20 protein-coding genes and 1 pseudogene are annotated in these 23,645 nt (G+C 69.8%); 15 read left to right on the top strand and 6 right to left on the bottom strand.

The window, feature by feature from the left end:
* Positions 1 to 135: 135 nt before the first annotated feature.
* From ACIBK0_RS10135 to ACIBK0_RS10110, 6 genes are all read right to left on the bottom strand, one after another.
* Positions 136 to 1,125 (bottom strand): zinc-dependent alcohol dehydrogenase family protein, encoded by a 990-nt coding sequence (locus ACIBK0_RS10135; RefSeq protein ID WP_399077637.1) that lies wholly within the window; start codon positions 1,123 to 1,125, stop codon positions 136 to 138.
* Positions 1,122 to 1,973, bottom strand: coding sequence for a carbohydrate ABC transporter permease (locus ACIBK0_RS10130; protein ID WP_399077635.1), 852 nt, complete (start codon positions 1,971 to 1,973; stop codon positions 1,122 to 1,124). Before ACIBK0_RS10130 ends, ACIBK0_RS10135 begins: the two co-directional genes overlap by 4 nt.
* Entirely contained in the window at positions 1,970 to 2,908 is a 939-nt protein-coding gene (locus ACIBK0_RS10125) for a carbohydrate ABC transporter permease (protein ID WP_399077633.1), read from the bottom strand. Before ACIBK0_RS10125 ends, ACIBK0_RS10130 begins: the two co-directional genes overlap by 4 nt.
* A complete protein-coding gene (locus ACIBK0_RS10120; protein WP_399077631.1) occupies positions 2,905 to 4,275 on the bottom strand; it encodes an ABC transporter substrate-binding protein in 1,371 nt (456 codons plus the stop codon). Before ACIBK0_RS10120 ends, ACIBK0_RS10125 begins: the two co-directional genes overlap by 4 nt.
* 116 nt (positions 4,276 to 4,391) lie before the next feature.
* Positions 4,392 to 5,162 (bottom strand): DeoR/GlpR family DNA-binding transcription regulator, encoded by a 771-nt coding sequence (locus ACIBK0_RS10115; RefSeq protein WP_399077629.1) that lies wholly within the window; start codon positions 5,160 to 5,162, stop codon positions 4,392 to 4,394.
* Between the two features lie 273 nt (positions 5,163 to 5,435).
* Entirely contained in the window at positions 5,436 to 6,260 is an 825-nt protein-coding gene (locus ACIBK0_RS10110; RefSeq protein ID WP_399077627.1) for an NAD-dependent epimerase/dehydratase family protein, read from the bottom strand.
* Positions 6,261 to 6,585: 325 nt separating this feature from the next.
* On the opposite strand from ACIBK0_RS10110, the gene ACIBK0_RS10105 reads away from it, so the two are divergent.
* From ACIBK0_RS10105 to ACIBK0_RS10035, 15 genes and pseudogenes are all read left to right on the top strand, one after another.
* Positions 6,586 to 7,527, top strand: coding sequence for a 5-dehydro-4-deoxyglucarate dehydratase (locus ACIBK0_RS10105; RefSeq protein ID WP_399077625.1), 942 nt, complete (start codon positions 6,586 to 6,588; stop codon positions 7,525 to 7,527).
* A gap of 67 nt (positions 7,528 to 7,594) precedes the next feature.
* Positions 7,595 to 8,767, top strand: coding sequence for a hypothetical protein (locus ACIBK0_RS10100; RefSeq protein ID WP_399077623.1), 1,173 nt, complete (start codon positions 7,595 to 7,597; stop codon positions 8,765 to 8,767).
* Between the two features lie 755 nt (positions 8,768 to 9,522).
* Positions 9,523 to 10,110, top strand: coding sequence for a TIGR03086 family metal-binding protein (locus tag ACIBK0_RS10095; RefSeq protein ID WP_399077621.1), 588 nt, complete (start codon positions 9,523 to 9,525; stop codon positions 10,108 to 10,110).
* Positions 10,111 to 10,259: 149 nt separating this feature from the next.
* On the top strand, positions 10,260 to 11,015 hold the full coding sequence (locus ACIBK0_RS10090) for an MBL fold metallo-hydrolase (RefSeq protein ID WP_399077619.1): 756 nt from the start codon (positions 10,260 to 10,262) through the stop codon (positions 11,013 to 11,015).
* A gap of 211 nt (positions 11,016 to 11,226) precedes the next feature.
* Positions 11,227 to 11,883: a GntR family transcriptional regulator gene (locus ACIBK0_RS10085; RefSeq protein ID WP_399077617.1), complete on the top strand. Its 657-nt coding sequence runs from the start codon at positions 11,227 to 11,229 to the stop codon at positions 11,881 to 11,883.
* Positions 11,880 to 12,788: a dihydrodipicolinate synthase family protein gene (locus tag ACIBK0_RS10080; RefSeq protein WP_399077615.1), complete on the top strand. Its 909-nt coding sequence runs from the start codon at positions 11,880 to 11,882 to the stop codon at positions 12,786 to 12,788. Before ACIBK0_RS10085 ends, ACIBK0_RS10080 begins: the two co-directional genes overlap by 4 nt.
* The gene (gene araD / locus ACIBK0_RS10075) at positions 12,785 to 14,506 is read left to right on the top strand and encodes an L-arabinonate dehydratase (protein ID WP_399077613.1); all 1,722 of its coding nucleotides are present in this window, start codon (positions 12,785 to 12,787) and stop codon (positions 14,504 to 14,506) included. Before ACIBK0_RS10080 ends, araD begins: the two co-directional genes overlap by 4 nt.
* 142 nt (positions 14,507 to 14,648) lie before the next feature.
* A complete protein-coding gene (locus tag ACIBK0_RS10070) occupies positions 14,649 to 15,584 on the top strand; it encodes a carbohydrate ABC transporter permease (protein ID WP_399077611.1) in 936 nt (311 codons plus the stop codon).
* Complete coding sequence (locus tag ACIBK0_RS10065; protein WP_399077609.1) at positions 15,581 to 16,483, top strand: carbohydrate ABC transporter permease; 903 nt, start codon at positions 15,581 to 15,583, stop codon at positions 16,481 to 16,483. Before ACIBK0_RS10070 ends, ACIBK0_RS10065 begins: the two co-directional genes overlap by 4 nt.
* Positions 16,484 to 16,607: 124 nt before the next feature.
* Positions 16,608 to 17,768: a Gfo/Idh/MocA family protein gene (locus tag ACIBK0_RS10060; protein WP_399077607.1), complete on the top strand. Its 1,161-nt coding sequence runs from the start codon at positions 16,608 to 16,610 to the stop codon at positions 17,766 to 17,768.
* Positions 17,765 to 18,607, top strand: a complete 843-nt coding sequence (locus tag ACIBK0_RS10055) for a PmoA family protein (protein WP_399077605.1) — start codon at positions 17,765 to 17,767, stop codon at positions 18,605 to 18,607. Before ACIBK0_RS10060 ends, ACIBK0_RS10055 begins: the two co-directional genes overlap by 4 nt.
* Positions 18,604 to 20,178, top strand: a complete 1,575-nt coding sequence (locus ACIBK0_RS10050) for a family 43 glycosylhydrolase (RefSeq protein ID WP_399077603.1) — start codon at positions 18,604 to 18,606, stop codon at positions 20,176 to 20,178. Before ACIBK0_RS10055 ends, ACIBK0_RS10050 begins: the two co-directional genes overlap by 4 nt.
* A gap of 40 nt (positions 20,179 to 20,218) precedes the next feature.
* A pseudogene (locus ACIBK0_RS10045) lies at positions 20,219 to 21,307 on the top strand (polysaccharide lyase family 1 protein); the annotation flags it as partial.
* A 69-nt stretch (positions 21,308 to 21,376) separates the two neighbouring features.
* Positions 21,377 to 22,714 (top strand): ABC transporter substrate-binding protein, encoded by a 1,338-nt coding sequence (locus tag ACIBK0_RS10040; RefSeq protein WP_399077601.1) that lies wholly within the window; start codon positions 21,377 to 21,379, stop codon positions 22,712 to 22,714.
* A gap of 137 nt (positions 22,715 to 22,851) precedes the next feature.
* A complete protein-coding gene (locus ACIBK0_RS10035) occupies positions 22,852 to 23,643 on the top strand; it encodes a rhamnogalacturonan acetylesterase (protein WP_399077599.1) in 792 nt (263 codons plus the stop codon).
* The last annotated feature ends 2 nt before the right edge of the window (positions 23,644 to 23,645 follow it).

Here is a 23,645-nt window from a genome sequence, read left to right as displayed (position 1 = left end):
CTGCGCCCCCAGACCCCCGCCAAAAGATTGCGCAGTTCCCCGCGCCCCGTTTCAGGGGCGCGGGGAACTGCGCGAACGGGGTCCGCGGCAAAGCCCCGGGTCGGGACCGGCAGGGGCGGAGAGGGCGAAGAACTCCTACGGCACCACCACGATCTTGCGGCCCACCCCCGACGCGAACTGTTCCAGGGCCTGGGGGTAGCTCGTCAGGGGGAGGCGGTCGCTGATGAAGACGGACGGGTCGAGGACGCCGGTCGCGAAGAGTTCCGCCGCGCGTTCGAAGCTGTGGAGAACGGCCATGGAGCCGGTGATCGTGATCTCCTGGTTGTAGATGCGGTAGGGGTCGATCGTCACCCGCGTCGCGTAGTCGGCGACGCCGAACTGGAGGAACGTGCCCGCCTTGGCGACACGCCCCAGGCCGTCCTGGATCGCCGCGGCATTGCCCGTCGCGTCGACGACGACGTCCCAGCCCTGGGGGCGTTCGAACTCGTCGGCATCGGCCGCGGAAGCGGAGACGCCCAGCTGCTGGGCCGTGGCCAGCCGCTGCGGGTTCAGGTCCACGATGTCCACGCTCGCCGCCCCGGTGCGCTTCGCCAGCTCCAGCATCATCAGCCCCATCGTCCCGGAGCCGTAGATCAGGACGTGGGCGCCCAGGCGGGAGCTGAGGACGTCGTAGCCGCGTACCGCGCAGGAGAGCGGCTCGACCAGGGCCGCGTCCTGGGTGCGGACGTGTTCGGGAAGCTTGACGCAGTTGGCGACGGGGGCGACCGCGTACTGGGCGGCTCCACCCGCGGTCGTGACGCCGATCGCCGCCCAGCGTTCGCAGAGGTTGTTGTGGCCCGTACGGCAGTAGCGGCATTCGTAGCAGTAGAGGGACGGGTCCACGGCCACGCGGTCGCCGACCGAGACTTCGGTGACCTGGGTGCCGACCCCGACCACCTCGCCCGCGAACTCGTGCCCCGGCACGATCGGCAGCTTGGGCGCGAACTCGCCCTGGAGGATGTGCAGATCGGTGCCGCAGAGGCCGCAGGCGGCGACCTCGACGACGACCTCGCGGGGCCCTGGCGTCGGATCCGGGACCTCGGCGACGACGGCGCGGCCCACGGACTCGATGACGGCGGCCTTCATTTCACGGCTCCCAGTGACAGGCCCTGGACCAGCTTGTCCTGGGCGGCGAACCCCGCGGCGAGCACCGGCAGGGAGATGACGAGCGACGCGGCGCACACCTTGGCCAGGAACAGGCCCTGGCTGGTGATGAAGCCGGTCAGGAAGACGGGGGCGGTCTCCGCGGCCACGCCCGTCAGTACGCGGGCGAACAGCAGTTCGTTCCAGCTGAAGATGAAGCAGATCAACGCCGTCGCCGCGATGCCCGGCAGGGCGATGGGGGCCACCACGCGCGCGAGGATCGTGGGGAGCCTGGCGCCGTCTATCTGCGCCGCCTCGATCACCGCCACCGGGACCTCGGCGAGGAAGGACTGCATCATCCACACCGCGATCGGCAGATTCATGGAGGTGTAGAGGATGACCAGCAGCCAGATGTTGTCCAGCATTCCGGTGTTCTTCGCGAACAGGTAGATGGGCAACAGCCCCGCCACCACGGGCAGCATCTTCGTGGAGAGGAAGAAGAACAGGACGTCCGTCCACTTCTTCACCGGGCGGATGGAGAGCGCGTACGCCGCCGGGAAGGCCAGAAGGAGGACGCAGAGCGTCGAGACCATCGACGCCACAGTCGAGTTGATCAGCGCGGGCCACGGGCTTGCGCCGCCTCCCGTGCCGAAGAACTCCCGGTAGCCGTCGAGGGTGAGAGCGGCGCCGAAGGACGGCGGGTTGGTCGCCGCGTCGGACTCCGAGTGGAACGACGTCAGGGCCATCCAGGCGATGGGCAGGAAGAAGACGACGCCGGCCAGCCAGGCCGCCAGGCCCAGGCCCGCTCCCCGGGTGCGGCGGGGACGTACTCGTATCGCGGTGGCGCTCATGCGCGGGACACCTCCTCGCGGAACAGGGACGACACCACGCGCAGGGCGAAGGTCGCGATGATGATCGAGCCGATGACGACCAGGACGCCCGCGGCCGAGGCGAGGCCGTTCTCGTGGGCCTGGTAGAAGCTCTGGTAGACGGTGTAGGGGAGGTTCGCGGTGCCGAGGCCGCCGGAGGTGATCGTGAACACCGCGTCGAAGTTCTGGACGATGTAGATCGAGCCCAGGAGCGCGCCCAGTTCGAGGTAGCGGCGCAGGTGGGGGAGGGTGAGATGGCGGAAGATCTGCCAGTCGCTCGCGCCGTCCACCTTCGCGGCCTCGATCTGCTCGTGGGAGCGGCTCTGCAGGCCCGCGAGCAGGATCAGCATCATGAAGGGCGTCCACTGCCAGATGAGGGAGGCCTCGACCGCGAGCAGCGGGGTGTTGGAGATCCAGTCCGGCTGGGGGCCGCCCACGTAGTGCAGCAGGCCGTTCAGGAGGCCGTACTCGGGGTTGTAGAGCACGTGCTTCCAGAGCAGGGCCGCGGCCACCGGGACCACCAGGAACGGTGCGATCAGCAGCGTACGGACGATGCCCCGGCCACGGAATTTCCGGTCCAGGAGCAGCGCCAGGGCCAGGCCGAGCACCAGGCTGACCAGGACCACGGTGACGGTCAGCAGGACCGTCGTCCAGACGGAGTGGCGCAGGTCGGGGTCGGTCAGTACGTCCGAGTAGTTGCCGAAGCCCGTGAAGTGGCGGGCCTTCGGGTAGAGGGCGTTCCAGTCGAAGAAGGAGATCACCAGCGTGGCCACGAAGGGGAGTTGGGTCACGGCGATCATGAAGATCAGGGCGGGGAGGAGCGGGGCGCGGGTGGCCCAGGCGCGCATCCGGCCGGAGGGGCGGCGGGCGGCGTGTACGGAGGGGGTGGCCAGCGGGGCCGTTGTCGTGGCGGTCATCGTCCCTCGTACTCCTTGGAGATCTTCTCTGCGAGCTTCTGGGACTTGCTCAGGGCCGACTCGACGGACTGGCGTCCGGCGATGGCCGCGCTGATCTCCTGCGAGACCTTGGTGCCGAGATCGGTGAACTCGGGGATGCCGACGAACTGGATGCCGGGCGCGGGGCGTGGCTGCACCCCCGGGTCGCGCGGCCGGGCGCCCTCGATGGCGTCGCGTGTCGTGGCCTGGAAAGCCGCGGCCTCCTTGACGTAGGCGGCGTTCGTGTAGGTGGAGGCGCGCTTGCCGGCCGGGACGTTGGACCAGCCGATCGTGTCGCCGACCAACTGCTCGTACTTCTTGCTGGAGGCCCAGGAGATGAACTTCCAGGCCTTGTCCGAGTTGTGCGAGGCCTTCTGCAGCCCCCAGGCCCAGGTGTAGAGCCATCCGGAGGACCGGGTCTTCTCGACGGGCGCGGGTACGTAGCCGATCTTGCCCTTGACCGGGGAGTCGGACGCCTCCAGCGAACCGGCGGCGGAGGTGGCGTCGTACCACATGGCCGTCTTGCCCTGGGTCATGTTGTTGAGGCACTCGGCGAAACCGGACTGGGCGGCCCCGGACTCTCCGTGCTTGCGCACGAGGTCCACATAGAACTTCGTCGCCTTCTCGAACTCGGGGGAGTCGAGGCGGGCTTTCCAGTCCTTGTCGAACCAAGTGCCGCCGAAGGTGTTCACCACGGTGGTGAGCGGTGCCATCAGTTCGCCCCAGCCCGGCAGGCCGCGCAGGCAGATGCCCTTCATGCCGGACTCGGCGCCGTCGGCCTCGGCGGCGAGCCTGCCCACCTGCTCCCAGGTGGGATGCGCGGGCATCGTCAGGCCCTTCTCGGCGAACACGTCCTTGCGGTACATCAGGAAGGACGACTCGCCGTAGAACGGCTGCCCGTAGAGCTTCCCGTCGTCGGCCGTCAGGGACTGCCGCATGGGCTTCAGGATGTCCTGCTCGTCGTACGCGCTGTCCTGGCGTACGTACGAGTCCATCTCGTGCAGCCAGCCGTTCCTGGCGTAGATCGGGATCTCGTAGTTGGACAGCGTGGCGACGTCGTACTGGCCCGCCTGGTTGGCGAAGTCCTGGCTGATCTTGTCGCGGACGTCGTTCTCCGGCAGGACGGTGAAGTTCACCTTGATACCGGTCTCTTTGGTGAAGTGCGCCTTGGTGAGCTTCTGCAACTCCACCATCTGCGGGTTGTTGACCATCAGGACGTTGATGGAGTTGCCTCCGGAGCCCGCGCCGCCCGCTCCGGTCCAGCAGCCGGAGAGCAGCGGGGTGAGCAGCGTCCCTGCGGCGACCGCGGCGAGCAGTGCGCGCGGCCTCCGTCGGCTCGGGGTTCGCATGGATCACTCCTGGACGTATGGGGAGATAGGGGGTGCTTGCGGGCAGGGGGGTGCCCTACGAAGTGCGTGAGTTCGGTTTTCGGACGCGGTGGTGGGGGTCGGGGTCGGTTCGGTTTTCAGACTCGGATGACCTGAGGGCCTTGCAAGGAGTAGCGGTGCGCCTCGGACGCCGGGAGAAGCGTGCTCGTGACGATCGCCTCCAGGGCGCTGATGTCGGCGAACCGGCAGAAGCTGACCGCCCCGAACTTGGTGTGCACGCCTGCGAAGATCGTGCGCCGGGAGGCTCGGATCGCCTGCGTCTTGACCTCGCTGACCGCCGGGTCCGGCGTGGTGAGGCCGTGCTCGCGGGAGATGCCGTTCGCGCCGATGTAGGCGAGGTCGATGACGAAGCCGGAGAGCATCTTCGTCGCCCAGTGGTCGACTGTCGCGAGCGTGCCGGGGCGGACCCGGCCGCCGAGCAGCAGGACGCTCGTGTTGTCGGCCTCGGCGAGCGCGCCCGCCGTGGCCAGGGATGCGGTGACCACGGTCAGCGGCCGGTCCCGGGGCAGTGCCTCGGCGATGAGCTGGGGGGTGAATCCCTCGTCGACGAAGACCGTCTCGGCGTCTCCGAGCAGCTCGGCTGCCGCGGCCGCGATCCGGCGCTTCTCGGGCACATGGCTCGTGGTGCGGAAGGCGAGCGTCGTCTCGAAGCCGGCGCTCTCCACGGGGTAGGCGCCGCCGTGTGTCCGGCGCACCAGACCGTGGTCCTCCAGGGTGCGCAGATCCCGCCGTACCGTCTCCTTGGCGACGCCCAGGTCGGCGGCGAGCGCGGTGACATCGACCGAGCCCGTGCGGCGCGCGGCCCGGACGATCTCGCGCTGTCGTTCCTCCGCCGTCATCGCCGTCATGATCGTCACCTGCTCCCTTGCGCTCCGTTGCACACTGCCCGTTCGGGCCCGGTGGGCCCTTGAGGGAAGTTCTACAGCGGGTTTCGGCCACTGACCAGGCCTGTTGCGTGCCCGATGGTGCCCGGCTGGGCCCGTTTCGCGCCGCGGGTGCCCGCGGCGGACCTGGGGCGGAGCGGGTGGGGAGGTGGGATCGGGCAGGGCTCGTGCCCGAACACGGGAGCGGGCGGGCCCGTTCGGTGCCCGCCCGCTCTGTGTGGTGCTCTCGCCGCGCCGTCAGTGGGGCCAGATCGGCGGGTGCGTGGTGAAGTGACCGCCCAGGTGGGCATGGTCCGGGTTGTCCGGGTCGAGTCCGCCCTGCTCGGCGATGAGCTTCTCGGCGTACGACTCGGAGTCGTCCTGCGGCTCGTAGCCCAGTGCCCGGGCCGTCGAGAGGTCCCACCACAGGCGGGTGTTGGCGGACGAGCCGTAGACGACCGTGTGCTCTACGCCCTCGGCGGTCAGTGCGGCGTGGAAGAGGCGGGCGCCGTCCTCGGGGCTCATCCAGACCGAGAGCATGCGCACGCTCGTGGGCTCCGCGAAGCAGGAACCGATGCGGACGGAGACCGTCTCCTGGCCGTACTTGTCCCAGTAGAACTGGGCCAGGTCCTCGCCGAAGGACTTGGACAGGCCGTAGAAGGTGTCGGGCCGGCGCGGGGTGTCGATCGGGATCAGGGCGCTGTCTTCGAAGGGGGCGTCGCCCTGGGGCCGTGGGGTGAAGCCCACCGCGTGGTTCGACGAGGCGAAGACGATCCGGCGTACGCCCTCCTCGCGGGCCGCCTCGTACAGGTGGTACGTCCCCTCGATGTTCGCCTTCAGGATCTTCTCGAAGGAGGCTTCCAGGGAGATGCCCGCGAAGTGGATGATCGCGTCGACGCCCCGGACCGCCTCGCGCAGCGCCGCCTTGTCGGACAGGTCCGCGATGATCGCGTCCGGCTCGCCCTCGATGGGCCGCAGGTCGAGGAGGCGCAGCTCGTATCCGTACTTCGGGAGCAGTCCCCGCATCAGGGTGCCGAGTCCGCCGGCGGCGCCGGTGAGCAGAACGGTGCGGGGAGCGGGCATGCGGGGGTCTCCTCGGTGCGGGGCTCTGGGCCACGGCGGTGGTCGCGCCGGGGGCACGGCGGATGTTGCGGCGGGGTGTCACGAGGTGGGTCGCGGGGTGTGTCAGGACGAGCGGCCGTATTCGTGTACGACATTCACATGCGTGGACACGCTAAGGATCGCTGACGTGCTGCGTCAAGTGTCGCGCGGAGGCGGGGAATCCGCCTTCGTGTTGCGGGTTTGCGTGCTTGACCGGCCCCAAGGTCGCGGCTTAGCGTGGGCGCGTTCAGAAATATAGACGTGGATCAGAAACATGCACCGATGGGCACCTGTTTAGGGAGAGTCCGTGACGTCAGCCCCTCTCGCCGCTCGGCTCAGCGTCCCCAGCGGGCCGTTGTTCTTCCCCGTCACCGCGTACGGCCCCGACGGCTCCGTCGACCTCGACGTCTACCGGGAGCATGTGCGGCGCGGCGTCGAGGCAGGGGCCGCGGCCGTCTTCGCGTGCTGCGGCACGGGAGAGTTCCACGCGCTCACGCCCGAGGAGTTCGAGACGTGTGTGCGGGCGGCCGTGGAGGCGGCGGAGGGGCGTGTGCCGGTGGTCGCCGGCGCCGGGTACGGGACCGCGCTCGCCGTACGGTTCGCGCGGCTCGCGGAGGCTGCCGGGGCCGACGGGCTGCTCGCCATGCCGCCGTATCTCGTCGTGGCCGGGCAGGAGGGTCTGCTGCGGCACTATCGCGAGGTCGCCGCGGCCACCTCGCTGGACGTCATCGTCTATCAGCGCGACAACGCCGTGTTCACGCCCGAGACCGTGGTCGAGCTGGCACGCACCGACGGGATCATCGGGTTCAAGGACGGGCTCGGCGATCTGGATCTGATGCAGCGGATCGTGAGTGCGGTGCGGAGCGAGGTCCCCGGGGATTTCCTGTACTTCAACGGTCTGCCGACGGCCGAACTGACCGGGCTCGCGTATCGGGGTGTGGGGATCACGCTGTACTCGTCCGCGGTGTTCTGCTTCGCTCCCGAGATCGCGCTGGCCTTCCACCGGGCGCTGAACACGGGGGACGACGACGTGGTGAACCGGCTGCTGGACGGGTTCTACCGGCCGTTCGTCGATCTGCGGGCGCAGGGGCGCGGGTACGCGGTCTCGCTCGTCAAGGCGGGGGTGCGGTTGCGGGGGCTGGATGTGGGTGAGGTGCGGCCGCCGTTGCACGAGCCGGCCGAGGATCATGTCAAGCAGCTCGCGCAGTTGATCGAGCGTGGGTACAGGTTGCTCGAGGAGGGCGTGTGACCGTGCGGGTGGGGCTGCTCGGGAAGGGCGTTGTGACCGTGCCGGTGGGGCTGCTTGGGGAGGGTGCGTGAAGGCGTCCGTGTTTCTGTACCCGTGGGACGTCAACGGGGATCCGGAGGCCGCCTCGCGGATGGCCGGGCTCGGGGTGGCGCAGGTGACGCTCGCGTCCGCGTACCACTCGACGCGGGCGTTGACGCCTCGGCATCCTCGGCATCGGATCGTGACGGCCTCGCATGCCGCCGTGCTGTATCCGGCGGAGGACGCGCGGTGGCAGGGGCGTTCGCTGCGGCCCTACGCGGCTGGGGAGTGGGCGTCCGGGGACGCGTACGGGGCGGCTGCCGCCGAGCTTGCAGAGGCCGGTCTCGAGGTCCACACGTGGGTGGTCCTCGCGCACAACTCCCGTATGGGGGCCGAGCATCCGTCGACCTCCGTGGTCAACGCGTACGGGGACCGGTATCCCTGGGCGCCGTGCATCGCGCAGCCCGGGACGCGGGCCTATCTGGTCGACCTCGCGGCGGAGGCCGCGGTGCGGCCCGGGGCTCGCGGTACGGAGCTGGAGTCGCTCGGGTGGTACGGGCTGGCCCATCTGCACGCGCACGACAAGATCGGCGGGGTGGGGCTGGGGGATGCCGGCCAGTACCTGATGTCGCTGTGCTTCTGTGCGGTGTGCCTCGACGGTTACGCGGAACAGGGCATGGACGGCGGGGAGTTGGCGGTCGCCGTGCGGGAGGCGTTGGAGCCGGTGTGGCGGGGGGCGGTGGCGTCGGACGGTGGCTGGGCGGGGGTCGAGAAGCTGCTCGGCGCGGAGCCTGCGGCGGCTACGCGGGTGTGGCGTGATCGCGTCGCTCGTACGCTCCAGGAGGCGGCGGTCTCGGCGGTGCGGGCTGCTGCGCCGGCCGGGTTCCAGGTGCTGCTGCACGCGGATCCCGTGTCGTACCACTGCGGTGCGAACGCCGGTGTCGACCCTCGGCACATCCTGTCCGTCGCCGACGGTGTCGTGGTGCCGTGCACCGGTGGCGCGGGCCTGCTGACGCCGTTCGCGGAGACGGGGCGGGAGGGGCGCGTGCTGGCCGCCAACTTCACCGTGGTGTCGGGGATGGGGGGCCGGCCGCACACGCTGGCCGCCGACGCGGAGCGCGCGGCCTCGCTGGGCGCGACGGAACTTCGGCTGTATCACGCCGGGTTGGCGTCCGATGCCGACCTGGAAGCAGTGCGGTCAGCGGTGGCGGACTTGGTCTGACGCCCCCGAGGGCTGGGTGCGGGGGCCCCGCCTGTGGCCGGTGCGTGGGGCAGGGGCGTGCGGGTGCGTCCGGTCGTTTCGCCTGTGGCCGGTGGGTGGGTCGGGGCCGTGCCGGTACATCCGCCCCGTCGCCGGTGGCAGATCGGTTGGCCTTCAGGGCTCTGCCTGTTGGCAACCACGTAAGCGACGGGGCATGTGATGTACCGGCACGGCCCTTTCCGCGCGTCGGCGGCCGCGGGTGCTTCCCACTATCGGCCCCCTGTGCTGCCCAGCGTCAACGTGGCGGTCTTCGCGTCTGAGGCCGGGCCGGTGAGCCGCAGCCCGGCTCCTGCTCCCGCTGTCCCACCCAGCGTCGGATTCAGCTCCTCGGCATCCGAGGACGACACCGTGAGCGTCTTCCTGCAGCAGGTCTGGTCGGCGGCCGCAGGCACCCCCCTTCAGCCCGTCCGGCGTTTGAGGACGAGGCCGCTCAGGCCGAAAGGGGGTCTGGGGGCGCAGCCCCCGGGTACGGGTTGGGTAGGGGCGGAGGGGGCGAAGAATCGCTTTCATCCCAAGCCGGAGACCAGCACGCCGGACACGTACAACCCGCGTTGCGACCGGTGGGAACGCGCGTCACCGTCCACGTCATGGCAGGTGATCGTGGTGCCAAGACCCTGGAACCGGCCCCGACGGCGACGCTCTCGGCCCGGAGCGATGAGTTTCGGGCGCGGCCTCGGTCTACCCCATGAGTAGAGACGAGCTATGAGGAGAATCGGATGAGCGGCGACACTCTTGACCTCGGCCCGCAGGCCCTGATCGTGGCGCGCCTCGCGCAGGGCGTGACGGAGGAGCAGCTCGGCGGCGTGACCCCCTGCCCCGAGTATGCGGTGCACAACGTGCTCGGGCACCTGGCCGGGCTGGCCGTCGCGTTCCGTGACGCCGGGCGCAAGGACCTGGGCCCCACGACGGACACCAGCCCGAGCACCGCCGTGCCCGACATCGAGCCCGGCTGGCGCGAGGCCCTGCCCAAGGCACTCGACGAGCTGGCAGAGGCCTGGCGTGACCCGGCCGCCTGGACCGGTCGGACCCGTGCGGGCGGGGTGTCCCTGCCGGGTGCGGTGGCGGCTGCCGTCGCCGCGGACGAGCTTGTGGTGCATGGGTGGGATCTCGCCCGGGCCACTGGCCAGGCGTACGAGCCCGATGCCGCCGCCCTGCAGGCGTCGTACGGGTTCCTCGCCGCCGCGGCCGAGGATCCGAGCACGGACGGCGGCATCTTCGGGCCTGTGGTGTCGGTACCGGACGACGCGCCGCTGCTCGACCGGGTGATCGGGCTCAGCGGCCGCGACCCGGGCTGGAAGCCGTAGCGAGGCGGCGTAGGCGCCTCACGTGAGACGAGCAGGATCAGGCATACGACGTGAGACGAGCATGCTCAGGCGTCTGACGTGAGACGAGCAGGCGTAGGCGCATGACATAAAGGGGCGCCTGGCGGCGAGCCGTTTCGTACGCTCCCCGTATGTCTCTCGGTCTCACCGTCCTCGGCACCGCCTCGCCGCACCCGCAGCCCGGCCGTCCCTGTTCCGGCTATCTGCTGCGCGGCGGGGACGCCGAGGTGTGGGTCGACGCCGGGCCCGGGAGCTTCGCCGAATTGCAGAGGCATACGGATCCGGCGCGACTGGACGCCATCTGGATCTCGCATCTGCACGCGGATCACTACGCGGACCTCGTCTCCGCCGTGTACGGGTTCGCGTACGGCGGGCTCACCCTGTCCGCGCCCCTTCCGGTCTATGGGCCGCCCGAGCTCGGGCACCGGCTCGCCGGGTTCTTCGGGCAGTCGGATCCCGGGTTTCTGGGTGAGGTTTTCGACTTCCGGACCTTGTACGACGGGCATGACACGCGCGTGGGAGAACTGCGGCTCCGAACGCGTGCCGTCGTGCACGACACCGAGGCGTACGGACTGCGGGCCGAAAGCGAGGAGAGCGTTCTCGCGTACTCGGGGGACAGCGGGCCGTGCTCCGCGCTCGCCGAACTCGCGGTCGGCGCAGACCTCTTCCTCTGCGAGGCCGACATCGACCGGCATCGCGGAAGCGAACGCCAGGTGCACCTCACACCCGAGGACGCCGGTGCGGTCGCCGAGCGGGCGGGTGTGGGGGAGCTGCTCGTCACCCACGTAGGGCCGACGCTCACGCCGGAGTCGGCGACCGAGCGCGCCGCGGCCGTCTTCGGCGGCCGGACCGGCACGGCCCGTGAGGGTGACAGCACGGCTCTTTGAGGATCGGGTCCACCCACCGGTCACTCCCACTTCTTTTGTCAGAAGCGTTGACGAAACACGGTCACGCTCCTACCTTCAACGCGTCGTACTTCGTACGTCATATATGAGACGCGATATGCGAGATCAGATGCGGCCCATGGATCCCATGGATCAGAGGGATTCGGTTGCGTCTGGGCCTCGCGATCCGACACGTGAGATCCGAGAGGCGCGCATGACCTCTGTGCCCACCCCGATCCCGTCCCGCACTCAGTTCGTGCTGGAGGGGATCAAACACCGCATCCTCACCGGGCAGTTGCCCCCGGGGCAGGCTCTGGTGGAGACCGAACTCGCGGCGCAGTTCGGGGTGTCGAAGACACCCGTGCGCGAGGCGCTCAAGACCCTGGCCGGTACCGGGCTCGTCGTGATGAACCAGTACAAGGGCGTCACGGTGCGCATGGTGGACGCGGACATGGCGCGCGAGGTGTACGACGTGCGGCTGCTGCTCGAACCGGAGGCGCTGCGGCGGGCCGTGCGGCGCGGGGCCTCGCTCGATGCCGCGCGGGACGCGCTGACCCGCGCGGACGATGCCACCGACACCGCCGAACGCTCGCTCGCCAACCGGGAGTTCCACCGCGCCCTGTACGTGCCCTGCGGAAACCCGCTGCTCGGCCGGATGCTCGACGAGGTGCGGGACCAGGCCGCCCTGGTGTCCGCGGTCGCCTGGGCGGCCGACCCGTCCTGGGAGCGCGAGGCGGGCGAGCACCGGGAGATTCTGCGGCTCGCCCTCGACGGTGACGCCGACGGTGCGGCCGGCGCGCTGCACGCCCATATCGCGTCGTTCGTGCAACGGGCCTTCCCCCAGGGCCAGGAAGAGGATGGACAGGAATGACAGCGACGTACGAGACCCAGCGGGCGGCGCTCGCCGAGGTCGTGGCGATCCCCGTGACACCGTTCGCGGGAGACGGCTCGATCGATCGCGACACCCATCGGGCCCTGTTGCGTCGGCTGCTCGACGGTGGAGTGAAGACCCTTACGCCGAACGGCAATACCGGTGAGTTCTACGCTCTGACGCCTGAGGAGCGGCGGCTCGTCACCGAGTTGACCATCGAGGAGACCGGGGACCGGGCGGTCATTCTTGTCGGTGTCGGGCACGATGTGCCGACCGCCGTCGCCTCGGCGCTGCATGCGCGTGAGCTCGGAGCGCAGATGGTGATGGTCCACCAGCCCGTGCATCCGTATGTGTCGGAGGGCGGTTGGGTCGACTACCACCGGGCCATCGCCGCGGCGGTGCCCGAGCTAGGAGTCGTTCCGTACATCCGCAATCCGCTGCTCGCGGGGGAGCGGCTCGCCGAGCTCGCCGACGCGTGCCCGAACGTCATCGGGGTGAAGTACGCCGTTCCGGACGCCGCGCGCTTCGCCGCCTTCGCGCGGGACGCCGGGCTCGAACGGTTCGTGTGGGTGGCCGGGCTCGCCGAGCCGTACGCGCCCTCGTACTTCTCGGCGGGTGCCACCGGGTTCACCTCCGGTCTGGTGAACGTCGCCCCCTCCGTTTCGCTGAACATGATCGAAGCGCTTCGATCCGGGGACTATCCGGGGGCGATGAAGGTGTGGGAGCAGATCCGCCGGTTCGAGGAACTGCGCGCGGCCAACGGCTCCGCCAACAACGTGACCGTGGTCAAGGAGGCCCTGGCCTCGCTCGGGCTGTGCCGCCGGGACGTCCGCCCGCCGAGCAAGCCGCTGCCCGAGGCCGAGCGCGCGGAAGTCGCCGCCATCGCCACGGGGTGGTCCATATGAAGCGCCCGGAGGAGCTGAGAAGCCACCAGTGGTACGGGACCGACGGGCTGCGCTCCTTCAGTCACCGGGCGCGGACGCGGCAGCTCGGCTATCTGCCCGAGGAGCACCTGGGCAAGCCGGTCATCGCGATCCTCAACACGTGGAGCGACATCAATCCGTGCCATGTGCATCTGCGGGACCGTGCGCAGGCCGTGAAGCGGGGGGTGTGGCAGGCCGGGGGCTTCCCGCTGGAATTCCCGGTGTCCACGCTGAGTGAGACCTTCCAGAAGCCCACCCCGATGCTCTATCGCAACATGCTCGCGATGGAGACCGAGGAGCTGCTGCGGTCCTACCCGGTCGACGGGGCCGTGCTGATGGGCGGGTGCGACAAGTCCACGCCCGCGCTGCTCATGGGGGCCGCCTCGGTCGACCTGCCGGCCGTCTTCGTGCCCGCCGGGCCGATGCTTCCGGGCCATTGGCGCAATGAGGTCCTCGGCTCCGGCACCGACATGTGGAAGTACTGGGACGACAAGCGCGCCGGGCTCATCGGGGACTGCGAGATGACCGAGCTGGAGAGCGGGCTCGCCCGTTCTCCGGGGCACTGCATGACCATGGGTACGGCCTCCACACTCACCGCGGCCGCCGAGGCGCTCGGTGTCACCGTGCCCGGTGCGTCGAGCATTCCCGCCGTCGACTCCGCTCATGACCGGATGGCCGCGGCGGCCGGGCTCAGGATCGTCGAACTCGTCCGCAAGGGCCGGAAGTTGTCCGACATCCTCACCGCGGAGGCCTTCGAGGACGCGGTGACGACCGTCCTCGGGCTCGGCGGCTCCACCAACGCCGTGATCCATCTGATCGCCATGGCCGGGCGGGCCGGTGTCACCCTCACGCTCGACGACTTCGACCGGATCGCGCGGACCGTGCCGGTGCTCGCCAACGTCCGGCCCGGTGGACAGGCGTACCTCATGGAGGACTTCCACTTCGCCGGCGGCCTGCCGGGGTTCCTGTCGCGGATCACCGATCTGCTGCACATGGACCGGCCGACGGTGTCGCACGACAGCATGCGGGAGCAGCTCGACGGCGCGCTCGTCCACAACGACGACGTCATCCGCAGCCGGGAGAACCCGGTGGCGGCCGAGGGTGGTGTCGCCGTGCTGCGCGGCAACCTGTGTCCGGACGGCGCGGTCATCAAGCACATCGCCGCCGAGCCGCAGCTGCTCAAGCACACCGGTCCCGCCGTTGTCTTCGACGACTACAGGACCATGCAGCGGACCATCAACGACCCGTCCCTCGGTATCACCGCGGACAGTGTGCTCGTCCTGCGGGGCTCCGGACCCAAGGGCGGGCCCGGCATGCCCGAGTACGGGATGCTGCCCATCCCCGACCACCTGCTGAAGCAGGGCGTACGGGACATGGTGCGGATCTCCGACGCCCGGATGAGCGGCACGAGTTACGGCGCGTGTGTGCTCCATGTGGCGCCCGAGTCGTACGTCGGCGGGCCGCTGGCACTGGTGCGCACCGGCGACACGATCACCCTCGACGTCGAGGCGCGTTCGCTCCGACTCAACGTGGACGATGAGGAGTTGGAGCGCAGGAGGGCGCAGTGGACGCCGCCCGCCGAGCGGTACGAGCGCGGCTACGGGGCGCTGTACAACGAGCAGATCACCCAGGCGGACACCGGCTGCGACTTCGCGTTCCTGGCCCGGCCGGGCAAAGTACCGGACCCCTACGCCGGGTGAGAGCGGTCCGCGAGGACCGCTCTCTACTGACCGATATCCCGAACCGCATCTGTGAAGCGCTTCAACCATGTGCATGGAGCAAGCGCTTCCTGTGCGACTGACAGCAAGCGCTCCACGGCACTCGTAAGAACGGAGAACAGTCATGGCCCAAGCCGCAGCCGTGGCGAAACAGCCCGCGCCACCCCGGCGGCGCCGTGGCTCGGCGACGCCGCGCAAACTGCCGTATCTGCTGATCGCCCCGGCAGGCCTGCTGATGCTGGGCTTCATCGCCTACCCGGTCATCAGCGTCTTCTACTACAGCCTGCAGAACTACAACCCGACCAAACCGTGGCGCAACGGCTACGCGGGCTTCGACAACTTCGTGCACGCCTTCACCGACGACCCGCAGTTCTGGGACACGCTGACCTTCAGCGCCAAGTGGGTCATCGTCGAGGTCGGGCTGCAGCTGCTGTTCGGGCTGGCGCTGGCGCTGATCGTCAACCAGACCTTCGTCGGGCGGGCGGTCGGCCGCGCGCTGGTCTTCTCCCCGTGGGCCGTCTCCGGTGTGCTGACCTCCGCGATCTGGGTGCTGCTCTACAACTCCCAAACAGGGATCACGCGTTACCTCGCCGACGCGGGCATCGGGCAGTACGGCACCAGCTGGCTGTCCGACACCGCCACCGTCTTCCCGGCCGCCGTGGTCGCCGACCTGTGGCGCGGTGTCCCCTTCTTCGCGATCCTGATCCTCGCCGATCTCCAGTCCGTCTCCAAGGACCTGTACGAGGCCGCCGAGGTCGACGGCGCGAGCCGCTTCCGGCAGTTCCTGCACATCACGCTGCCCCATCTGAAGGACGCCATCGTCCTGTCCACGCTGCTGCGCGCGGTGTGGGAGTTCAACAACGTCGACCTGCTCTACACGCTGACGGGCGGTGGTCCCGCGGGCGAGACGACGACGCTCCCGCTGTACATCGCCAACACCAGCGTCGACGCGCACAACTTCGGCTACGCGTCGGCCCTGACCACGGTCGCGTTCATGATTCTGCTCTTCTGCTCGATCGTCTACCTACGACTGAGCAAGTTCGGAGGTGGGGACAAGTGATCACCGAGGACGCCACGATCAGCGCTCCCGAGGCACCCGCCCCGGTGGCCGACGAGCCCCGGCAGCGCCCGCGCAAGAACCGGCGCGCCTGGGACGAGATCCCGCGCTGGCAGATCTACCTCCCCCTCTCGATCTATCTCCTCTTCACCCTGGTCCCCTTCTACTGGATCCTGCTCTTCGCGCTGCGCCCGGCAGGATCGACCTCGCTGGTGCCATGGCCCATGACCTTCGAGCACTTCGACAAGGTGTGGACCGAGCGCAGCTTCGGGACCTACTTCCAGAACAGCGTGCTCATCGCCGTCGCCACCCTGGTGATGACGACCGTCGTCGCGCTCGCCGGCGGCTACGCGCTCGCCCGCTTCGACTTCAGGATCAAGCGTGGCTTCATGCTGGCGCTGCTCTGCTCCCAGTTCGTGCCGGGCGCGCTGCTCCTGGTCCCGCTCTTCCAGATCTTCGCCAAGCTCCAGATGATCAACTCGCTGGGCAGCGTCATCATCGCCGAGACGGTCTTCCAGCTGCCGCTGTCGATGATCCTCATCAGCGGGTTCATCAGAAACGTCCCGTACTCCCTGGAAGAGGCCGCCTGGGTCGACGGCTGCAACCGCTTCAGCTCCTTCCGGATAGTCGTACTCCCGCTGCTGCGGCCGGGGCTGATCGCCGTCGGCTCCTTCGCCTTCGTGCACGCCTGGAACCACTTCCTGTTCGCCCTGATGTTCCTCAGCGACCAGGGCAAGCAGACCATCCCCGTCGGCCTCAACACCCTGATGAGCTCCGACAGCGTCGATCTGGGCGCGCTCGCGGCGGGTGGCATCATCGCCGCCGTGCCGGTCGTCATCGTCTTCGCGTTCATCCAGAAGTGGCTGATCACCGGCTTCAGCGCGGGGGCGGTGAAGGGATGAGGCGTCTTCTTCGAGGGACGAGACGCACTCTGCAAGTGGCAGCCGTGGTCGCCCTGTCGGGGGCCGTGATCGACAGCGCCAAGCAGGCCGACCACGACCTGGCGCGCGGCGCGGGGAGGGTGCGATGAACACGCGGACCTTCACCTTCCCGGTGCCCGTCGTCCTCGCGGGCGCGCGCGGTCACGGTCGCTGGCATCTGAACAACATCCGCCGCCTCCAGGACGAGGGGCTCGTACGGCTCGCGGGAGTCTGCGAGCTGTCACCGCTCACCGAAGAGGAGCTGGGCGGGCTCGGCTCGCCGGAGCAGTCCGGCGACTTCGGCGCCCTCCTGGACTCCGTGCGCCCCGCGATCGCCGTGATCTGCACGCCCATCCCCACCCACACCGACCTGGCGTTGATCGCCGCCGAGAGGGGGGTACACCTGCTCCTGGAGAAGCCGCCCGCGCCCTCCTACGAGGAGTTCCGCAGGATGGCGGACGGGGTCGCCTCGACCGGAGTCGTCTGCCAGATCGGCTTCCAGTCGCTCGGTTCGCACGCCGTGCCCGCGATCCGGGAGCTGATCGCCCAGGGCGCGCTCGGCGCGGTGACCGGGATCGGCGGGGCGGGGGCCTGGGCGCGCGACGAGGCGTACTACCGGCGTGCGCCGTGGGCGGGCAAGCGCCGCCGGAACGGCGTGGACGTGGTCGACGGGGTGCTGACGAACCCCCTCGCCCACGCGGTCGCCACGGCCCTCGCGCTGGCCGGTTCCACCCGCGCCGAGGACGTCACGGCGATCGAGACCGAGCTGCTGCGCGCCAATGACATCGAGTCGGACGACACCTCGTGCGTGCGCGTCGATACCGCGACGAGCCGTATCACCGTCGCCGCGACGCTCTGCGCGGAGCGGCCCGGCGAGCCGTACGTCGTCGTGCACGGCACCAGCGGGCGGATCACCTTCTGGTACAAGCAGGACCGCGTGCTCGTGCAGCGGTCCGGGCACGGCCCGCAGGAGATCGAGTACGGCCGGACGGACCTGCTGGAGAACCTGGTCGCGCATCTGACGGACGGCACCGAGCTGCTCGTCACGCCCGAGTCGACGGGTGCCTTCATGAAGGTCGTCGAAGCGATTCGGCAGGCGCCCGACCCGGTCGCGCTCCCCGAGGAGGCCTGGGAGCTTCTTCCCGGTGAGAACCGCCGGGTGGTCCGCGGCATCGACGCGCTTGTCGCGGCGGCCGCTGAAACCCTCGCCCTCTACTCCGAGCTGGGCGCCCCCTGGAGCGCCTTGAACGAGGTGAGCACCCGATGAACAACGAGTCACTCGTCCTGCGCATCGCGGGGCGACCGGTCGCCCGGTACATCACCCGGCCGGAACTGCCGCCCCGGCTCTCGCCGCGTCCCCATCTGCACCCCGTCACCACCCTGGCCGGCACGGCCGTCACCGAGCTCAGCCCCGCCGACCACGCACACCACCTCGGCGTCGGTGTCGCCGTTCCCGACGTCGAGGGGCACAACTTCTGGGGCGGGCGCACCTATGTGTGCGACGAGGGGCCCACCGAGCTCGACAACCACGGTGCCCAGCGGCACACCGCCTTCCAGCTGCGCGACCCCGACGGCTTCGTGGAGGAGCTGCGCTGGGTGGCCGCGGGCGGCGAGCTGCTGCGCGAGCGCCGTACGGTCGGGGCGACCGAACTCACCGAGTTCGCCTGGGCGTTGGACTTCACCTTCTCGCTCACGAACACGACCGATCAGGAGCTGTCGATCGGCAGTCCCGCCACCAACGGGCGGCCCGGCGCGGCCTACGGCGGCTTCTTCTGGCGCGCCCGAAAGGAGGCCGAGGCGCCGCGCGTCCTCACCGCCGACACGGAGGGCGAGGAGGCGGTCCACGGCGCCCGCGCCGACTGGCTCGCCCTCGTGGGTGCCACCTGGACGCTCGTGTTCGCCGGGGCCACCGAGGCGACGCGGCGCGATCCGTGGTTCGTGCGCACCGCCGAGTACCCGGGCGTCGGCTCGTCCCTCGCGCACGACGCCCGGCTGCCGATCCCGGCCGGGGAGACGCTCGTCCGCAGGGTCGTCACCGTCGTCGCGGACGGCGCCCTCGACCGGGCCGAGGCCGCGGCCCTCGTACGGAAGGCGGTGAGTCCGTGAACAGGGCCTTCAGCGCCGACCTCGGCGACGGCACCTACCGCAACCCCGTTCTGGACGCCGACTGGTCCGACCCCGACCTCCTGCGCGTCGGCGACGACTTCCATCTCACCGCCTCCAGCTTCGGCCGCGCCCCGGGGCTGCCGCTGCTGCACTCCCGCGACCTGGTCAACTGGACGCTCGTCGGACACGCCCTCCCACGTCTGGAGCCCGCAGACGACTTCAGGAAGCCCCGGCACGACTGCGGGGTCTGGGCTCCCTCCCTGCGTCACCACGACGACCGCTTCTGGATCTTCTGGGGCGACCCCGACCACGGCATCTTCCAGGTCAACGCCCCGCAGATTCGGGGCCCCTGGACCCGGCCGCACCTCGTCAAGGAGGGCAAGGGGCTCATCGACGCCTGCCCGCTGTGGGACGAGGAGACCGGCGAGGCGTATCTCGTGCACGCCTGGGCCAGGTCCCGCGCCGGCGTGAAGAACCGGCTGACCGGGCACCGGATGCGCCCCGACGCCACCGGACTGCTCGACGAGGGCAAGGTGATCGTCGACGCGGACCGGATCCCCGGCTGGTTCACCCTGGAGGGGCCCAAGCTCTACAAGCGGGACGGCTGGTTCTGGATCTTCGCTCCCGCCGGGGGAGTGGAGACCGGTTGGCAGGGCGCTTTCCGCTCGCGGGGCTTCTTCGGCCCGTACGAGGAGCGGATCGTCCTGGAGCAGGGCGACACCGAGGTCAACGGCCCGCACCAGGGCGGCTGGGTGCGCACGGCGAGCGGCGAGGACTGGTTCGCGCACTTCCAGCAGCGCGGTCCGTACGGCCGGGTCGTCCACCTCCAGCCGATGCGCTGGGCCGCGGACGGCTGGCCGGTGCTCGGGAACGAGGGCGCCCCCGTCGCCGTACACAAGAAGCCGGATCTGCCGTCGCAGCCGGCGTCCGCGCCCGCCACCGACGACGACTTCCCCGGCGGCCGCTTCGGGCGCCAGTGGCAGTGGACGGCCAATCCGCAGGACGGCTGGGCCACCCAGCACTCCGGGGACGGGCTGCGGCTGAGCTGCGTACGGACGGTCGACGCGCACGACCTGCGCAAGCTGCCGAACGTGCTCACCCAGCGGCTGCCCGGCGTCCCCGTCACCGTCTCGGTGGAGCTGCGACTCGACAGCGCTGAGCCGGGGGCGCGAGCGGGGCTCGCCGTGCTCGGGGACGCGTTCAGCTGGATCGGACTCCAGCGCGAGGCGGACGGATCGGTGCGGCTCGTGCACCGGTTCGCCGAATCGGTCGGCACGGGGGCACCCGCCACGCCTTCAGAGCAGTGGGGGAGGGAGCGCGACGCCGCGCATCCGCAGCCGGCGACCGAGGGGCGGGCGCGGCTGTGGGTCGAGATCAGCGCGGGGGCGCGCTGCCGCTTCTCGTACGACGTCGGCGGCGGCCGGCAGGCCTCCGGTCAGGTCTTCGCCGCCACCCCCTGGCGCTGGGTCGGCGCCCTGCTCGGCCTCTTCGCGCTCGCGCCCGCCGGCGCGGGACACGCCGGCGCGGCCTCGTTCACGCAGTTCCGCATCACCGCTTCGCAGACCCCCTGAGGGTCACTTCCTGCCATCCGTACGCCTGTTGGGAGCCGCAATGACGCACCTCCGTAGCAAGCGCTTGCCGAGACCGGGCCTCGGAAGAACCGCGGCCGCCGTCGTGAGCCTGGTCGCCGCGCTGGCCCTGGGGACGGCCGGCCAGGCGAAGGCCGCCATCACGCCGGAATCCCGTACGTCGGCCGCCGCGGACCGCTGGAGCGATCAGCCGCACGGCTTCGCCTCCCTCGACGGCGGCACCACCGGCGGCGCGGGCGGCAAGGTCGTCACCGTCACCGACCAGGCCTCGCTCGCGCAGTACGCGGCCGCCGAGGAGCCGTACGTCATCCGGGTCTCGGGCTCCGTGGTCGTCGAACCCTTCGGCTCCGACATCGTCGTGACCTCGAACAAGACGATCGTCGGCATCGGCGACAGCGGCGAGATCGTCCACGGGGAACTGCACCTCGCCCCCGGTACGCGCAACGTGATCATCCGCAATCTGACGATCCGGGACTCCTACGTCGAGGGCGACTGGGACGGCAAGACGCAGGACTTCGACGCGATCCAGATGGACACCGTCGACCACGTGTGGATCGATCACAACCGGTTCACGCACATGGGCGACGGCCTGCTCGACATCCGCAAGGACAGCCAGTACATCACCGTCTCCTACAACCACTTCAGCCACCACAACAAGGCGCTCGGCATCGGCTGGACCAGCAACGTCAAGACGCAGATCACCATCGACCACAACTGGTTCGAGGGCACCAAACAGCGCAATCCGTCCGCCGACAACTGCGCCTACGCGCACCTCTACAACAACTACCTGTCGGCGCAGGTGGCCGACGGCGACCCGGTCTGGACGTACGGCAACTGGTCCCGCGGCCGGACCAGGATGGTCATCGAGAACAGCTACTACGACGGTGTCCAGCATCCCTACCAGGCCGACGCCACCGCGGAGTTGGTACAGCGCGGCTCCATCCTGAAGAGCACCACCGGGCGGCACGACGAGTGGGGCGCGGCCTTCGATCCGCGGGACTTCTACGCCTATCGGCTGGACCCGGCGTCCGCCGTGCCCGCGCTGGTGCGCGCGTTCTCGGGCCCGCAGAAGCGGATCGGCACCGTGCTGAGCCTGCCCGCCGACCACCCGGCTCCCTACGCCGGTCACTGACCCCCACTGCTTCACCATCCGTTGGATCCAGAAGAAGAGAGCCGACCAATGAAGATCAGCATCCGTAGAAGCAGGCGTGCCGCGATGGCCGTCGCCCTGGGTTCCGCGCTCGCGCTCACCGCCACCGCCTGCGGCGACGACGGCAGCGGCTCGGGCGGGAGCAAGGGCAACGAGGGCTCCGGCAAGGGCGAGATCACCTTCTGGGACAACAACGGCGGTGTCCGCACCGACATCTGGAAGCAGGTCATCGCCGACTTCGAGAAGAAGTACCCGGACATCAAGGTCAACTACGTCGGAGTCCCCGCGGCGAGCGCCCAGTCCAAGTACGACACCGCCATCCAGGGCGGTGGCCTGCCCGACGTCGGCGGCGTGGGTACCGCCATGCTCGCCGAGATCGGGGTCCAGGGCGCGCTGGAGCCACTGGACAGCCGGCTGGAGAAGAGCTCGCTGAACGGCAAACTGAGCCAGAACCTGCTCGACGTCAGCAAGGCCGCGGGCGGCGGGGACAAGCTGTACCAGGTGCCGACCTCCGCCAACAACGGCACGCTGTGGTATCGCACCGACCTGTTCAAGAGCGCCGGCCTGGACGCGCCGACCACCTGGTCGAAGTTCTACGAGGCCGCCGACAAGCTCACCGACAAGGGCAAGAACAAGTTCGGCTTCACCATCCGAGGCGGCGAGGGGTCCATCGCGCCGGCCCTGGACGCGGTGTACGGCCAGACCGGTATCACCTCGTTCTGGAACGGCGACAAGACCACCGTCAACGACCCGAAGAACGTGGCCGCCCTCGAGAAGTACATCGCCCTGTACAAGAAGGACACCCCGTCCGCCGACCTCAACAACGACTTCACCAAGATGGTCGCCCAGTGGGACAGCGGCACCATCGGCATGCTGAGCCACAACCTCGGCTCCTACCAGGACCACCTGAAGGCGCTGGGCGCGGACAAGTTCAAGGGCATCCCCAACCCGACCATGGACGACGGCACCCGCGTGCAGATCTCCAACCCGGTCGACGGGCTGAGCCTGTTCAAGTCCAGCAAGAACAAGGCGGCCGCCTGGAAGTTCATCGAGTTCGCCGTCTCGGCCGAGGAGAACTCCAAGTTCAACGAGTCCGCGGGGCAGGTCCCGGCGAACACCGATGCTGCGAAGGACGCCTGGATTCAGCAGGCGGAGCCCACCAAGCTCGCGGCTCAGGCGCTGAACGGCGCCGACACGAAGATCGTGCGGCTGCCGTACTACCTGCCCGACTGGAACACCATCTCCAAGGCCGACAACGAGCCGAACTTCCAGAAGCTGCTGCTCGGGAAGATGTCGGCGAAGGCGTTCCTGGACACGCTGGCGGACCAGTTGAACAAGGCGCAGGCCGACTGGAAGCAGAACCACTGAGAGCTCGGGTGGTTCGGTTCCTGTGTGGCTGCGGGGCCGTTGTCGATGGTCGCGCCCCGCGGCGGAGCCGCATGTCGATACAGACCCGCGCCCCTTTCGCGGCGCGGGTCCCACCCCCTGTTGAAAGGCACACCCCCGTGTCCCTTACCCGCAGACAGGTCACCTCGGCGGCCCTCGCCGCCTTGCCCCTCGCCGCCGCCGCGGCACCCGCCTCGGCCCACACAGGTCGGCGGGGTCGCACCCTCCATGTCGCCGGCGACTCCACCGCCGCCCAGAAGTATGCAGACGCCGCCCCGGAGACCGGGTGGGGCATGGCGCACCCGTTCCTCCTCGGCAAGGACATCACGGTCGCCAACCACGCGGTGAACGGCCGCAGTTCGAAGAGCTTCATCGACGAGGGGCGCCTCGACGCCATCCTCGAAGTGATCGCTCCCGGCGACTTCCTGATCGTCCAGTTCGGCCACAACGACGAGAAGAGCGCCGACCCCACCCGCTACACCGAGCCCTGGACGACGTACCAGGACTGTCTGCGTCAGTACCTCGACGGGGCGCGGGCCCTTGGCGCGCGGCCGGTGCCGGCCACACCCGTCGAGCGCAGAAAGTTCGACGCGGACGGCAACGCCCTGCCGACCCACGGCGACTATCCGGCGGCGATGCGCGCCCTCGCCGAGGACGAGCGCGTCGCGCTGCTCGACATCCAGGCCCTGTCGCTCGCCCTGTGGCAGCGGCTCGGCGTCGAGGAGACGAAGAAGTACTTCAACTGGACGGCGACCGAGCAGGACAACACGCACTTCAACCCGCCCGGCGCGATCGCCGTGGCCCGTCCCGTCGCGGCCGGGCTGCTGCGTCACCGGGTGCTCGCGCCTCGGGACGTGCGCCGGCTCGACGAGGAGATCCCCGAGTCCTGGATCACCTGGCCGACCGCCTGACG

It is taken from the genome of Streptomyces sp. NPDC050564 (genome assembly GCF_044457265.1).
Taxonomy (GTDB): domain Bacteria; phylum Actinomycetota; class Actinomycetes; order Streptomycetales; family Streptomycetaceae; genus Streptomyces.
The sequence above is the reverse complement of the archived record's forward strand: the minus strand, read 5'-3'. Positions and strand labels throughout refer to the sequence as shown.

Coding starts and splice junctions, on each gene's coding strand:
- ACIBK0_RS10115 (WP_399077629.1), bottom strand. CDS start 5,162: ATGACGGCGATGACGGCGGAGGAACGACAGCGCGAGATCGTCCGGGCC.
- ACIBK0_RS10095 (WP_399077621.1), top strand. CDS start 9,523: ATGAGCGGCGACACTCTTGACCTCGGCCCGCAGGCCCTGATCGTGGCG.
- ACIBK0_RS10090 (WP_399077619.1), top strand. CDS start 10,260: ATGTCTCTCGGTCTCACCGTCCTCGGCACCGCCTCGCCGCACCCGCAG.
- ACIBK0_RS10040 (WP_399077601.1), top strand. CDS start 21,377: ATGAAGATCAGCATCCGTAGAAGCAGGCGTGCCGCGATGGCCGTCGCC.
- ACIBK0_RS10125 (WP_399077633.1), bottom strand. CDS start 2,908: ATGACCGCCACGACAACGGCCCCGCTGGCCACCCCCTCCGTACACGCC.
- ACIBK0_RS10085 (WP_399077617.1), top strand. CDS start 11,227: ATGACCTCTGTGCCCACCCCGATCCCGTCCCGCACTCAGTTCGTGCTG.
- ACIBK0_RS10135 (WP_399077637.1), bottom strand. CDS start 1,125: ATGAAGGCCGCCGTCATCGAGTCCGTGGGCCGCGCCGTCGTCGCCGAG.
- ACIBK0_RS10060 (WP_399077607.1), top strand. CDS start 16,608: ATGAACACGCGGACCTTCACCTTCCCGGTGCCCGTCGTCCTCGCGGGC.
- ACIBK0_RS10080 (WP_399077615.1), top strand. CDS start 11,880: ATGACAGCGACGTACGAGACCCAGCGGGCGGCGCTCGCCGAGGTCGTG.
- ACIBK0_RS10055 (WP_399077605.1), top strand. CDS start 17,765: ATGAACAACGAGTCACTCGTCCTGCGCATCGCGGGGCGACCGGTCGCC.
- ACIBK0_RS10130 (WP_399077635.1), bottom strand. CDS start 1,973: ATGAGCGCCACCGCGATACGAGTACGTCCCCGCCGCACCCGGGGAGCG.
- ACIBK0_RS10120 (WP_399077631.1), bottom strand. CDS start 4,275: ATGCGAACCCCGAGCCGACGGAGGCCGCGCGCACTGCTCGCCGCGGTC.
- ACIBK0_RS10070 (WP_399077611.1), top strand. CDS start 14,649: ATGGCCCAAGCCGCAGCCGTGGCGAAACAGCCCGCGCCACCCCGGCGG.
- araD (WP_399077613.1), top strand. CDS start 12,785: ATGAAGCGCCCGGAGGAGCTGAGAAGCCACCAGTGGTACGGGACCGAC.
- ACIBK0_RS10110 (WP_399077627.1), bottom strand. CDS start 6,260: ATGCCCGCTCCCCGCACCGTTCTGCTCACCGGCGCCGCCGGCGGACTC.